The organism is Izhakiella australiensis (assembly GCF_002006995.1).
Taxonomy (GTDB): Bacteria; Pseudomonadota; Gammaproteobacteria; order Enterobacterales; family Enterobacteriaceae; genus Izhakiella; species Izhakiella australiensis.
This window is the reverse complement of record NZ_MRUL01000012.1, coordinates 1-13352: the sequence shown is the minus strand read 5'-3', so window position 1 is coordinate 13352 and position 13352 is coordinate 1. Positions and strand designations below refer to the sequence as shown.

General features: G+C 54.9%; 10 protein-coding genes. 5 read left to right on the top strand and 5 right to left on the bottom strand.

The window, feature by feature from the left end:
* Window positions 1–113 precede the first annotated feature (113 nt).
* The gene (locus BTJ39_RS15945) at window positions 114–1301 is read left to right on the top strand and encodes an MFS transporter (protein ID WP_078003684.1); all 1188 of its coding nucleotides are present in this window, start codon (window positions 114–116) and stop codon (window positions 1299–1301) included.
* A 21-nt stretch (window positions 1302–1322) separates the two neighbouring features.
* Here the strand turns inward: BTJ39_RS15945 and BTJ39_RS15940 are convergent, their stop codons facing one another.
* The 4 genes from BTJ39_RS15940 to BTJ39_RS15925 all read right to left on the bottom strand — a co-directional run bounded on the left by BTJ39_RS15940 (window position 1323) and on the right by BTJ39_RS15925 (window position 7195).
* A complete protein-coding gene (locus BTJ39_RS15940) occupies window positions 1323–2939 on the bottom strand; it encodes an inorganic phosphate transporter (RefSeq protein WP_078003683.1) in 1617 nt (538 codons plus the stop codon).
* 214 nt (window positions 2940–3153) lie between these two features.
* A complete protein-coding gene (locus BTJ39_RS15935; RefSeq protein ID WP_078003682.1) occupies window positions 3154–4434 on the bottom strand; it encodes a L,D-transpeptidase family protein in 1281 nt (426 codons plus the stop codon).
* 198 nt (window positions 4435–4632) lie between these two features.
* On the bottom strand, window positions 4633–6447 hold the full coding sequence (locus BTJ39_RS15930; RefSeq protein ID WP_078003681.1) for a glycoside hydrolase family 15 protein: 1815 nt from the start codon (window positions 6445–6447) through the stop codon (window positions 4633–4635).
* 157 nt (window positions 6448–6604) lie between these two features.
* Entirely contained in the window at window positions 6605–7195 is a 591-nt protein-coding gene (locus BTJ39_RS15925) for a DedA family protein (RefSeq protein ID WP_078003680.1), read from the bottom strand.
* Between the two features lie 192 nt (window positions 7196–7387).
* Between BTJ39_RS15925 and BTJ39_RS15920 the strand changes: the two genes are divergently transcribed.
* Together BTJ39_RS15920 and pbpG are read left to right on the top strand one after the other, a co-directional pair.
* Window positions 7388–7975, top strand: a complete 588-nt coding sequence (locus BTJ39_RS15920; protein WP_078003679.1) for a Yip1 family protein — start codon at window positions 7388–7390, stop codon at window positions 7973–7975.
* 163 nt (window positions 7976–8138) lie between these two features.
* A complete protein-coding gene (gene pbpG, locus BTJ39_RS15915; RefSeq protein ID WP_078003678.1) occupies window positions 8139–9089 on the top strand; it encodes a D-alanyl-D-alanine endopeptidase in 951 nt (316 codons plus the stop codon).
* A 23-nt stretch (window positions 9090–9112) separates the two neighbouring features.
* Here the strand turns inward: pbpG and BTJ39_RS15910 are convergent, their stop codons facing one another.
* The gene (locus BTJ39_RS15910) at window positions 9113–9637 is read right to left on the bottom strand and encodes a GNAT family N-acetyltransferase (RefSeq protein WP_078003677.1); all 525 of its coding nucleotides are present in this window, start codon (window positions 9635–9637) and stop codon (window positions 9113–9115) included.
* Window positions 9638–9824: 187 nt separating this feature from the next.
* Here BTJ39_RS15910 and BTJ39_RS15905 point away from each other — a divergent pair, with 187 nt between their 5' ends.
* A complete protein-coding gene (locus tag BTJ39_RS15905; protein WP_422386043.1) occupies window positions 9825–12281 on the top strand; it encodes a DUF3772 domain-containing protein in 2457 nt (818 codons plus the stop codon).
* Between the two features lie 518 nt (window positions 12282–12799).
* Window positions 12800–13228, top strand: a complete 429-nt coding sequence (locus BTJ39_RS15900; RefSeq protein ID WP_078003676.1) for a hypothetical protein — start codon at window positions 12800–12802, stop codon at window positions 13226–13228.
* Window positions 13229–13352: the final 124 nt, after the last annotated feature.

Sequence of the window (13352 nt, the reverse complement as noted above, 5' to 3'; positions counted from 1 at the left end):
ACTGCCGCTACGGCACCGATATTTGAGATAAATTCCCGCGATTCTGCGCGGGATCTCTGCCTCCACCCGGTGTAAGATGTGATAAAAATCACATTACTTGCTTTGGTTTTATCATGACCGTCAGCCAGACCCTGAGCAGCGCCCAGCTTAATAAGCGCATTTTCTCCGTCGTTATCTTCACCTTCTTCTGCTATCTGTCGATAGGTCTGCCGCTGGCAGTTCTGCCTGGTTACGTACATAACACCCTGGGATACAGCTCTTTTATTGCCGGACTTATCATCAGCTTACAATATTTCGCTACCCTGATAAGTCGTCCTCAGGCCGGGCGCTATGCGGATTTGCTTGGGCCGAAGAAAGTGGTGCGTGTGGGGTTGCTGCTGTGCGGCGCCAGCGGATTATTTACCGTTCTGGCGATGCTGTTCTCCACGCAGCCGCCGATCAGCCTGCTGCTGCTGGCGGTTGGCCGCGTGCTGCTGGGGTTTGGCGAAAGTCTGACCGCAACGTCCTCTATTCTCTGGGGAATTAATATGGTCGGCAGCACCCAGAGCGCCAGGGTGATATCCTGGAATGGCGTCGCGACCTATCTGGCAATGGCAATTGGCGCACCGCTGGGGGTGATGCTGAATCAGGCGTTTAATATTGCCGGCTTTGCGCTGCTGATTATGCTGATGGCGGCTGTGGGCTTCTGGCTGGCATCGCAGCGCTCTGACGTCAATGTTACCGTTGGCGAGCGTATTCCCTTCAGCCGGGTGTTTTCCCGCATCTGGATCTTCGGCTTTTGCCTTGGCCTGGGAACCGTGGGATTCGGCACCATCGCGACCTTTATCACCCTTTATTTTTCCAGCCACCAGTGGCAGGGAGCGGCTTTTTCACTGACGCTTTTCAGCCTGGGTTTCATTATGGTGCGGCTGGTATTTAGCTCTGCCATTCCGCGTTTGGGCGGTGCGCGGGTGGCGCTGGTCTCTTTTGCCGTCGAAGCGCTGGGACTGCTGATCATCTGGCAGTCCGGCAGCGTATGGCTGGTGGATCTTGGCGCCTTTCTTACCGGCATTGGCTTCTCGCTGGTATTCCCTGCGCTGGGCGTAGAAGCGATCCGCCAGGTTGCGCCGCAGAGCCAGGGGTCGGCGCTGGGCCTTTATTCCGCGTTTCTCGATTTCGGCCTCGGTATCACCGGGCCGCTCGCCGGGCTGATGATCGGCCACTGGGGCGTTGACGCTATTTATCTGGCGGCTTCGGCGGTGGTCGCGCTCGCCTGCCTGCTGACGGCTCGCCTGCGACCGGCGAGCGTGCGTCAGAATTAAACAGTCTGCGTGCCAGCCTGATTACAGCCGGGTAAACAGCCAGTAAAGCAGGGCAGCCAGCAGAATCGATACCGGTAATGTCAGCAGCCAGGCAACGGCCAGGTTACGCAGGGTAGCGGCCTGCAAACCTGAACGATTCGCCGCCATCGTACCCGCGACGCCGGAAGAGAGCACGTGGGTGGTCGATACCGGCAGTCCAAAGGCATCCGCCGCGCCGATGGTGGCCATCGTAACCAGCTCGGCGCTGGCCCCCTGAGCATAGCTCAAATGGGTTTTCCCTATTTTCTCCCCGACGGTAATCACGATGCGCCGCCAGCCCACCATGGTGCCGAGGCCGAGAGCTATAGCGACGACCACTTTTACCCAAAAAGGTATGTAGCGAGTGGCATGGTCCAACTCACCTTTTAGCGCGGCGAGATTACGCTGCGTATCGGCATTCAGCCTGACCTGCTCGTTGGCTTTTAGCGTGTGAATGCTCTCAGAGGCCAGGTACATATCATTACGGGTATTTTGCACGGAACGGGCAGGGATGCGATTAACTGAACCATACTGTCCAATTTGCTGACCAATGGTTGCCGAAAGCTGCGCCAGAGCGGGTATCACCAGCGGATTAAGTTCGCCGGTGCGTACAAACGCGGTCAGCACCCGGCGATTTGCGCTGGTCTCTGACCGCTGCTGCGCTGGATATTGCTGGAGCATTTGCTGGCTGGTGACGGTTGCCAGCGCGGCGACGCGCGGGCTTTCTGCTGGCGGTGACGCGCGGTTCAGGGCGTAAGCGATGGGCATGGTCCCCACCAGAATCAACATAATCAGCCCCATTCCTTTCTGCCCATCGTTGGAACCGTGAGCAAAAGAAACGCCGGTGCAGGTCAGTATCAGTAACCCACGGATCCAGCCGGGTGGGGGGTTATTTCCTTCAGGAGCGGTATACAGCTGGCGATTTTTAATCATTGCCTTCATGGCGAGCATCAGCAGCGCCGCGCAAATAAAGCCGACCAGCGGCGAAAGCAGTAACGCATAGCCCACCTTTAGCGCCTGATCCCAGTCAACCCCGCTGATGCCGCTACGGCCATTCAGCAGGGCGTTAGCGATGCCGACGCCAATGATAGAACCTATCAGCGTATGTGAGGATGAGGACGGCAGTCCAAACCACCAGGTGCCGAGGTTCCATATAATCGCTGAAAACAGCAAGGCATAAACCATCGCAAAGCCGGTGGAGGTGCCTGCCTGTAAAATCAGTTCAACCGGCAGCAGAGAGATAATACCGAAGGCGACGGCGCCGCTGGAAAGTATCACGCCGAGGAAATTAAAAAATCCCGACCATAATACGGCGACCGTTGGCGTCAGTGAGTGGGTATAAATCACGGTAGCCACTGCATTCGCCGTATCGTGAAAACCATTAACGAACTCAAAGCCAAGCGCGATCAGCAGCGCCAGCCCCAGCAGTAGAAAGGGGGTATAGCTGGTTACCTGGGCGCCGGAGTCGGCGACGTCCTGAAACAGATTGACCCCAGCAAAGGCAATCCCCAGCGTGAGCAGCAGCCAGAATATCCTCATGGCGGCCCGGCTGTTCTTGTGCTGCAAAATGGGTAGCGATGAGGCGGTGGAAGAACGGTTTTGCCAGATAGTGTCGCTCATAAAACCTCTTTACCGATGACGTCAGGTTAAATGGAAAGCCCGTAATCAGGTTTATAAGGGTAGAGTGACGGTGATACGCAGCTTAGATGACAAACAGATGACGATATCGGCGCTTAAGGCCAGGCTTTTTAGAGTGAAGAGGCGGGCGTCTGCGGACGAGGGGATAAATAATAAAGGCCGCAATGGCGGCCTTTAAGCGAGTAAAGCAGCAACCTTAACCGACGTTTGCTGCCGCGTTACCATTACCGTTAACCGGCGGCTGCGGCGCGTTGATCTGCTGCGGCTGCTGACCGTTATTATCAGACGGAGCCTGTGGCTGCTGACCGTTGTTATCAGACGGAGCCTGTGGCTGCTGGCCGTTGTTATCAGACGGAGCCTGCGGTTGCTGGCCGTTGTTATCAGACGGAGCCTGCGGCTGAGTGCCTGGCGCCTGGTCGGCCGGGGCATCTGCCGCCGGACCCTGGCCTGGCTGCACTTCATTGATGCCCTGCGGCGTAACTGGCGTCAGCGGCTCTTCTTTGGGCTGCGCGTTGCTGTTTTCCGGTACCATTACCGGCTGTGCGGCGCTGTCCTGGCCATTAACGTCAACCGGCATGCCGCTGCGACGCTGCAGCGCCTGATCAACCGTCTGGGTGTTGACGCTGTTGTCGGAGATGATTTTATTCACCGCCGGCGTAATATCCAGCGGCACCGGGGCGCGTGAGTTAAATTCTTCTTCGTTGGCCGACAGCGGGTTGTGTACTTCTACCCAGCGTGAACCGTCCGGCTCAACGGTGGCCTTAATCGGCTGGTTGATAAACTGTACGCGCGTGCCGACCGGGACGTTATCGAACAACCATTTAATATCATCGGCGCGCAGGCGTACGCAGCCATGGCTGACGCGCAGGCCGATACCAAAGTTAGCATTGGTACCGTGAACGGCATACAGGCGGCCGATGTAAAGCGCATACAGGCCCATCGGGTTATCGGGACCGGCCGGTACCACTCTCGGCAGCGGCGTGCCGGCGGCCACATACTCCGCATGCATTTTTGCCGTTGGCGTCCAGGTGGGGTTGGCGCGTTTGTTTTCTACTTTTGTCGTCCAGTTCATCGGCGTGTCTTTACCCAGCTCGCCGATGCCGATCGGCAACACCACCACGGTATGGGTGCCTTTAGGATAATAATAAAGACGCATTTCGGCGCTGTTGATAATAATGCCTTCACGCGGTGCGTCCGGCAGAATCAACTGCTGTGGGATAATCAGCTTTGAACCTGGTTTTGGCAGATAAACATCGGTATGCGGATTCGCTTCCAGCATGTTGCTAAGCCCCATCTGATACTGGGCTGCAAAAGCTTCAAGCGGTAATTTGTTGTCCTGCGGAACGGTAATTTCCAGGTTCTCGCCAACCAGACGGCTGTTCGCCGGCGGCAGAGGGTAAACCACAGCCTGAGCTGTCTGACTCCAGGCCGCCACTACCAGGGCCACGGTGACAATTGCGCGAATGCTCTTTTTCATAATTCTCTGGTTAAAGCCTTTTTAGGCAGTTAATGGACTGTCGGACGCCGGGCCTTGGCCCGAGGCTGCACATTATATGTGCATAATGCGCCGGGAATAAACCCGCATTTTGTTTGTTTGAATTATCTTTACGTATTATCACCTTCAGACAGCACGATTGGCTGGCCGGCGCCGCTGCACAACCGGGCCCGGCCTTACTCAGGGCTGCCAGAGAGGATCGTCACCGCTCAGCTTACGGTCGAGAAAAAACGCGGCGCTGATCAGCGCCAGATGACTGAGCGCCTGAGGAAAATTGCCAAGGGCGAAACCGCGAACGGTAAACTCTTCGGCATACAGCCCCAGCGGATTGGCATAATTTAATAGCTTTTCAAATTCAAAGTGCGCTTCGTCAATGCGGCCGGCGCGCGCCAGGCATTCGACATACCAGAACGAGCAGGCGACGAACGAGCCTTCTCCGCCGTTCAGCTTGTCTGACGGGGTTTCTTTAATATCGTAGCGCCGCACCATGCCATCATTAACCAGCTTGGCTTTAATCGCATCCAGCGTGGCCAGCCAGTCGGGATCGGTGGCGCCGACAAAGCGCACCAGCGGCATTAGCAACATCGAGGCATCAAGATAATGACCGTGGCGGGTCGAGGTAAAATGTCCCAGCTCGGGGTTCCAGAAGTTTTGCCAGATATCGCTGCGAATCTGATTGCGCACATCGCTCCAGCGTTGATAAGGCATCGCCAGTGAGCGCTTTTCACCCAGGCGGATCGCCCGGTCCAGCGCTACCCAGCACATTAATCTGGAGTGCAGGAAATGTTCTGGCTCACCGCGCATTTCCCAAATCCCGGCATCGGGCTGCTGCCAGTTTTCGCACAAATAGTCGATCATCTTGCTAACGTGCATCCAGCCGCGATTGGAAATCGCTTCGCCATATTTATTGGCGAGGTAGATGGCATCCATCAGCTCGCCGTAGATATCCAGCTGCGACTGGCGCCAGGCGTCGTTGCCGATACGCACTGGCTGCGATCCGGCATAGCCGCTGAGGTTATCCAGCGTGCTTTCCTGTAGGTCGGTGCCGCTATCCAGTCGGTACATCACCTGCAGCTTTTCCACATCCTGATGGCTATTTTCAACGCAGCTTGCCACCCAGTGGGTAAAGTGCCGGGCTTCATCAACATAGCCGAGGCGCATTAAGGCATACATGCTGAAAGACGCGTCGCGGATCCACGAGGCCCGGTAATCCCAGTTGCGTTCGCCGCCTAACTCTTCCGGCAGGCCAAAGGTTGCGGCGGCGGCGATAGAACCATGTTGCCATGAGGTGAGTAACTTCAGCACCAGCGCCGAGCGGTTGACCATTTCGCGCCAGCGTCCTTGATAGGTGCTTTGCTGACTCCAGCGTCGCCAGGCATGTAGCGTGTCGTGAAAACAAAGGTCGCTGGCGTCGTTCGCCAGCGCCGGATCTTCCGCCGCGCCGAAGACAAACTCTGCTGATTCTCCGGCTTTTAGCGTAAAGCGTGCCGTTGCAGCCTGGCCGTCCTGGCTCAGCTTAACCGGCGATTGCAAGCGTAGCGTCGGTTGACCGGGGGTGGCGAAATCAGCGTATTCCTGCGTTAAACTCAGTTTAGTCGCTGCTCTGGCGTAATCATGCACCGACGCACAGCGCAGGGTGATATGCGCCTCGCCCTGAACCATCTTAATCCGGCGGACAATGCGCGGTAGCCGGTCTTCCCGCTGGCACAGCGGCATATAATCGGTCAGCTCGGCCACGCCCTGTTCCCCTAACCAGCGCGTTTGTAGAATATTGCTGTCCGGCAGGTAAATTTGCTGGCGGCGCGCGCTGTCCCATTCGGGGGCGATGCTAAATAGCCCGGCATTATCGCTGTCCAGCAGCGCGCTGAACACCGACGGGCTGTCGAGATCCGGCCAGCAAAGATAATCTATGGTGCCGTCGTTGGCGACCAGCGCGCAGGTGCGTAAATCACCAATCACGCCGTGATCGCCAATATGACGTTTTACCTCACTCATTCCGTGCCCCTTAGCGCGTTGCAGATGATTTATCTCAATTAACTATAGACAGACCGCATTGACGCGTTTCGCTAAAACCGGCATCGGGGCGATACTTTTCAGCCGACCTGCTGGCGCATAATATTCTGGCGCCACTCAGTGGCGCCGATGCGCTGCGTTAATCGTCCTCTTCGGCGTTAGCGTTATTATTTCGACGATCGCGCCACAGCCAGCGCAGTATCAGCGCGATGATAATCACCAACACCAGCCAGAAAAGATATTTCAGCTGGTGGTCGAATTTATGCAGCCAGGGACCGATGAACTCCCCCCCGGCGTAACCGAGGGAGACGAAAATAAATGCCCAGATGATAGCGCCGAGTACGTTCAGCGGCAGAAAGCGCCGCAGCTTGAGGTGGCTGGCGCCGATGATTATCGGGCCAACGATGCGCAGGCCGTACATAAAGCGTACGCCGATAACAAACCAGGTGGGATACTTATGTATCAGCCGCTGCGCTTTGCGTATTTTTAGCCGATGTTTTTTGAAGCGGCTCAGGATGCGATCACCATAGTGACGGCCGACGAAATAAAGCACTGTATCGCCGATAATGCCGCCAATTATTGCTACCAATATCGTCCAGCCGTAATGAAGTAATCCTTCATGGGCGGCCACGCCGCCGAGTAAGGTAAAGGTTTCCCCTTCGGCAATGCAGCCTAAAAAAAGTGCCAGATAACCATATTGTTCAATTAGCTGGCTGATATTGAAATGCATCCATCCTCCGTTCGTTCTGCTGTCAGAATACCGCTGCGGCCGATCGGTTTTTTCTTCCCTTATGTTAATCAGTTAGCACAAAAAACAGCCAGAAAGACACGTAATCGATTAACACCATTATACTTAAAGAGTTCACATCATGCTGTCGATGGTGATAAATGCATTCCGGTGTTTGTTGGTAAGGAGCGTTTTATGAACCATGTCTGGGGTCTTCTGGCGCATCCGGGTCGTGAGATGCGCGACATCAAACAAGAGAACGAATCGGTTTCACATCACTATACTCACCATGTTTTGCTGCTGGCGGCGATTCCGGTCGTTTGTGCGTTTATCGGCACCACTCAGCTGGGTTGGGATTTAGGCGCCGTGCAGACGGTACGTTTAGAATGGCTCAACGCGCTGGCGCTGGCGGCGCTGTTTTATCTGCTGATCATGGCCGGGGTAGCGGTGATGGGGCGAGTTATCTACTGGATGGCGCGCGACTATCCGCAGCGCCCTGATCTGGCGCGCTGTACGGTTTTTGCCGGCTACACCGCAACGCCGCTATTTATCAGCGGTATCGTGGCGCTTTATCCGCTGGTGTGGCTGTGCGTTCTGGTTGGCGCCGCGGCGCTGATCTATACCGGCTATCTGCTGTTTGTCGGCATCCCGCTGTTTCTTAACATTGATCGGGAAGAGAGCCTGCGTTTCTCGGGTTCGACGCTGGCGATTGGCGTGCTGGTGCTGGAAGTGCTGCTGGCGCTAACCGTGGTTATCTGGGGCTATGGTTACCTGTTGATGTAATTCGATTTGCCGCCGCCCGGCGGCGGCAATTGAGCTGACGAGTGAAAATATTTTTGCGGGGAGGAAAACCGCCGGAGAACAGGATATGATGCAAAGCCTGCCGTTACCGAGGGTAAAGTGCGGCGCGTATCTGATCCCTAATTGATGCTAACCGGTTAATTTAATGTCTGCAAAAAGTCGCTTTTCGCTAATCGCTCTGACGCTGGTGCTTTCTGCACCGGCCCTGTTTAACCCGGCAGCCGCCCGCACTAAACTCGAAGATGTTGCCCCTGTTGCGCAGCCGCAAATCGCGTCGGGCAGCGCGATGGTGGTCGATACCAACAGCGGCAAAGTGCTGTTTGAAAGTCATCCCGATCGCATTCGTCCCATCGCTTCACTTACCAAGCTGATGACGGCGATGGTGGTGCTTGATGCGCGCCAGCCGCTGGATGAAATGCTGACCGTTGATATCAGCAATACGCCGGAGATGCGCGGCGTCTTCTCTCGCGTTAAGCTCAATAGCCAGATCAGCCGCAGAAATATGCTGCTGCTGGCGTTAATGTCCTCGGAAAACCGGGCGGCCGCCAGCCTTGCGGCGCACTATCCCGGCGGCTATGCGGCGTTTATCAACGCGATGAACGCCAGGGCCGCATCGCTTGGCATGACGCGTACTCACTATGTTGAGCCTACCGGCCTGTCACTGCAGAATGTCTCAACCGCGCGCGATTTAATCAAACTTCTGCAGGCCACCAAACGCTATCCGCTGATTGGTCAGCTAAGTACCACTCATGAAGACACCGCGACCTTTAGCCATCCGGCTTACCAGTTGCCGTTTCGTAATACCAATCATCTGATTTATAACGAGAAATGGACTATCCAACTGACTAAAACCGGTTTTACCAATGAAGCGGGGCACTGCCTGGCGATGCGCACGGTGATGAATCGTAAGCCGGTGGCGATGGTGGTGTTGGATGCGTTCGGTAAATATACGCATTTTGCCGATGCCAACCGCATTCGCGACTGGATGGAAACCGGGAAAGCCGCGCCGGTGCCGGCGGCGGCGCTGAGCTATCGTAAATCGAAAGCCGCCGAGGTGCTCAGCGCCCGTAGCGCAGGCGCGCAGGCGGTGGAGTAAGTTTCAGCTTCCGGGGGCGGGCGTTAGGCTGTTGCCAGCGCCCGCTGCATAATTAAGGTATCGCGCCAGTCGCCGAGCTTGAAGCCGACGTCTTTTAGCGTGCCGACCGTGACGAATCCCATCCGCCGGTGCAGCCCTACCGAGGCTGCATTCTGCTCGCCGTTGCCAATCACTGCCAGCATCTGACGCCATGGCCCCCGTTCGCAGTGGGCGATCAGCTGGCGCATTAGAGCCAGTCCGATACCGCGCCCGCCAAGATCGGCCGCCACGTAAACCGAGCTTTCAACGGTAAAACGATACGCCGGGCGCGGACGATATTCCGCAGCATAGCAGTAACCCACCACCCGGTTATCTATTTCCGCCACCAGCCAGGGAAGACCTAATCCCAACACCTTTGCCACCCGCGCCTGCATTTCATCGACGCCGGGAGGGATTTCTTCGAAAGAGGCGCAGCCGTGACGAACGTGCCAGTCATAGAGGGCGGTAATGGCCGGAATATCTGCCGCAACCAGCGGGCGGACGAGGGTATTTATTGCAGAGGTGTCCATGGCGTTTCCGTATTAATCTTTCAGCGTAATGTGACACACTGCGCCGCCCCGTGCATCATAGGAAAACGCGATGATTTTTTAGCTGATTTCATCAAGAATTCTTATAGCACTGCTGACCGGAGCGGCATAAACTAGCGCGCAAAATTTATTCGCGATACGGTTTGTCACGGGGTCGCGGATGTCAGCAATGGGAAATAACGCTATGTCCTGGTGGTTAGGGTTTCTTCGGGTATCTCTGCTGGCGTTGGTAACGCTCACGCCGCTGGCTGCGCTGGCGGATGATAGTGATAATACTAATGCGCAAAGCAGCGAACAGGCAGTGAAAGTCAACCCAACGGTTGAACTGCCAAAAATGCAGAAAGTGCTGGATAAGATTAAGCAGCAGGTTTCGGCGGAAAATAGCGAAGGCAAGCTCAGCGCGCTTAACGAACTGACGCTGCAACTTTCGACGGATGCGGATACCCTGGGGCAGGCTTTACAGCCGCAAAAAGCCCAACTGAAAACTCAGCTTGGCGTGCTTGGTCCGGCACCGCAGGCGGACAGCGGCGTGAAGGAAACCGCTGAGGTTACCAGCAAGCGTAAAAAGCTGACCAACCAGATGCAGCAGCTTGACGATCAGATCAAGCAGGCTGAGGCGATTAAGAGCGGTGCTATTAACCTTTCGACCCAGATCGTTAACCTGCGTCGCGATGCGTTAAAAACCCAGCTGGCACTGAATGCCGGCAGCATTTTCGGCGCTAAATTTTGGGCGCCGCTGTTTAATGCTCCGCAGGAAGACAGCAGTAAAATCAGCGACTTTGTTGACGAACTGAAAGCAACGGCCGCGCTTTCCTGGGAGCCAGGCTGGCGCTTCGGGACGACATTATGGCTGGTGGCGGGCCTGCTGGTCGCGTCGTTTGGCCGTCGCTACATGGAGCAATTTCTCGCGTGGGTCGGCATTCACAAGCTGCCCGAAGGACGCCTGCGCCGAAGTTTTCTTGCAGCCGCCGTGGCACTGACAACGCTGGCGACGCTGGTGGTTGCCTTCAGCTGTCTGGAAATGGCCTTTACCCGTCGTGGCGAGGTGTCAGATGACGTGCGGGATTTTGCTGAGCGCCTGGTGCGGCTAAGCATTCTCTGCGGTTTGATTGCCGGACTGGGGAGGGCGTTTTTATCAACCCGCCGGCCTTCCTGGCGCTTGCCATCGATATCTAACCCGGTGGCGCTGGCGTTAAAGCCGTTTCCGCCGCTGACGGCCGCGCTGGTTTTCGTTTTCCAGACCATCGAAAGCTTCAATATCAGCGCTAACGCCAGCATTAATACCACGGTTTTCGCCAACGGTCTGACTGCGTTGCTGATCGGCTGGACGGCGCTTTCCATTAGCTTTCGCAGCAACCGCGTGCGCCGACGTATGGTGCAGCAGGGAGAGACGCCGGAAGCGCGCTCAACGCTGGTTGGCCTGATCCAGATGGCCATCACCCTGGTGGGTATCGCCATCCTGGCGACTCTGGTTATCGGCTACGTCACCCTGGCGCGCTTTCTCAGCTATGAGCTGGTGTGGTTTGGCATTGTTTTTGGCTCGTTCTATATTCTCAGCCAGCTGGTGGTCGATGGTTGTGAAAGCCTGTTCTCCACCCATAACCCCAGCGGTAAGCGTATTCAGGCCTCGCTCAATATCGACGAACGCTATCTTGGCCAGGCAGCATCGCTGCTCTCCGGTCTGGGTAAAACGCTGCTGGTGATGATTGCCGCCATGGCGGTGCTAAACGGTACTTTCAGCAGCTCAACGCCGATTGAGCTGGTGCAAAAAGCCATTGAGTTCTGGGGCGGTAAGGGACTGGAGTCGCTGGATATTGTCCCGGCTCACGTGGTCAACGCGCTGATTTGCCTGGTGGTTGGCATTTACGTGCTGCGTTCGCTGCGACGCTGGCTGGAGCATGACTTCCTGCCAAAAACCTCGCTGGATATCGGCATGCGGGTTTCGCTGATTACCCTGATGAGCAATATCGGCTATGTGCTGGTGATCCTGTTGACGCTGTCAATTATGGGATTGCAGTGGAATAAGCTGGCGTGGATCGTCAGCGCACTGTCGGTGGGTATCGGTTTTGGCCTGCAGGAGATCGTTAAAAACTTTATTTCCGGCCTGATCCTGTTAACCGAGCGGCCGGTGAAGGTGGGCGATCTGGTCAGCATCAGCGGCATCGAAGGGGATATCCGGCGTATTAACGTGCGCGCTACGGAAATTCAGCTGTCTGACAAATCCACGGTGATTGTGCCTAACTCACAGCTGATCTCACAAAACGTGCGCAATGCCACCATGGGTAATGCCCAGGGCGTGGCGACCATTACCCTGACTTTTCCGCTGGATATCGACCCGGCGCAGGTGCGCCAGCTGCTGCTGGATGTTTATAGCGAAAACGAGCGGATTCTGGAAAATCCGGAACCGTCGGTTTCATTTAAAGATCTGACGCCTTCCGGTATTACCCTCAGCGTGACCGGCAACGTGTCAACGCCGCGTCAGGTTTCAGGCGCTAAAAGCGATCTGCTATTTGATATTCTGACTCGCTTGCGTAAAGAGGGCATTGCACTGTCAGCGCCGCAAACCATGATCATTGAACGGCGCAATGGTAGCCTGGTGGTACAGGATCCGGCGGAAGAAGGTTAAATGTAAAGTAATGGGCCGTTGCGTTACGGCCCATTATTGCTTGCGGGCATCAGGTTCAGGCTTATCTACACTGACTCCGTAATGAATGTTTTGCGACTGGACGCATCTGATGAAGGAGAAACGCCCTTTTCAGACGGCGATATTCTGCACCCAGGCTGTATCTCACACTCACTATTCTCACGCCATAAAGCTTTTTCTCATTTTTTTATTGGTTACCTCTCTGCGTTGCCTCTCTGAAACTGCTTTATTTTTTATGATCAGATTAAGAAATGAATGCTGAATTATTAAAAAAGATCGCTTTTATCATGAGTAAATTCATCTTTACAAATTAAAATTTCATATATTTCAAATGGTTAAATTAATCAGTGAAATTTCAAAACAAAATGTAGCAACTCTGGGTAGTATGCCAACCCATGACAGACGGTAAGCAAAAAAATAAATGCAATATCGTTGTTACAAGTAAATGTGAATAACGCATTTCAACGAAAAATTAATTTAACCAATCAGGATTGATTATTATGAATACCTTTAATGAAATGAAAAAAATCTCTCTGGCTATTATGTTAGTAGCAGGCAGTATCAATGTCGCTCAGGCGGCGGTGATTGATGGCAGCATTAATACTGCTACTGCCGATCTGGTTTTTAATGAAACGGTAATTTCAAGTGCAGCCATTACGCCAGAAACGAATCTGTTTGCCGGGCAGTTAAATGGAGACGCACGTGTTGCTACTGCCAGGGTTAGTACTGAAGGCGCGAATGTGGCATGGAGATGGACACCTGCTTCAGGTATTGTCGGTATTGCCCCTGCTTCTGCACGTAATCATATCGTTATTTCCGGGAAAAACTCTCCGGATAATAAGCTTGAGCTTTATATTCCTTATGCCGAAGGGGTGGTAAATGCCGGTGAAGAAGAAAGTGGTGGCTGGATGCGTATGGATGATAATTGATCTTACCCACCATTAGTGGACACGCGACTAAGTGAGTAAACTCTCAACCAGAGGTAGCTCACATGACAAAATCCGTATCAACCAGTAAGAACCCCCGTAAGCAGCATTCGCCTGAATTCCGCGA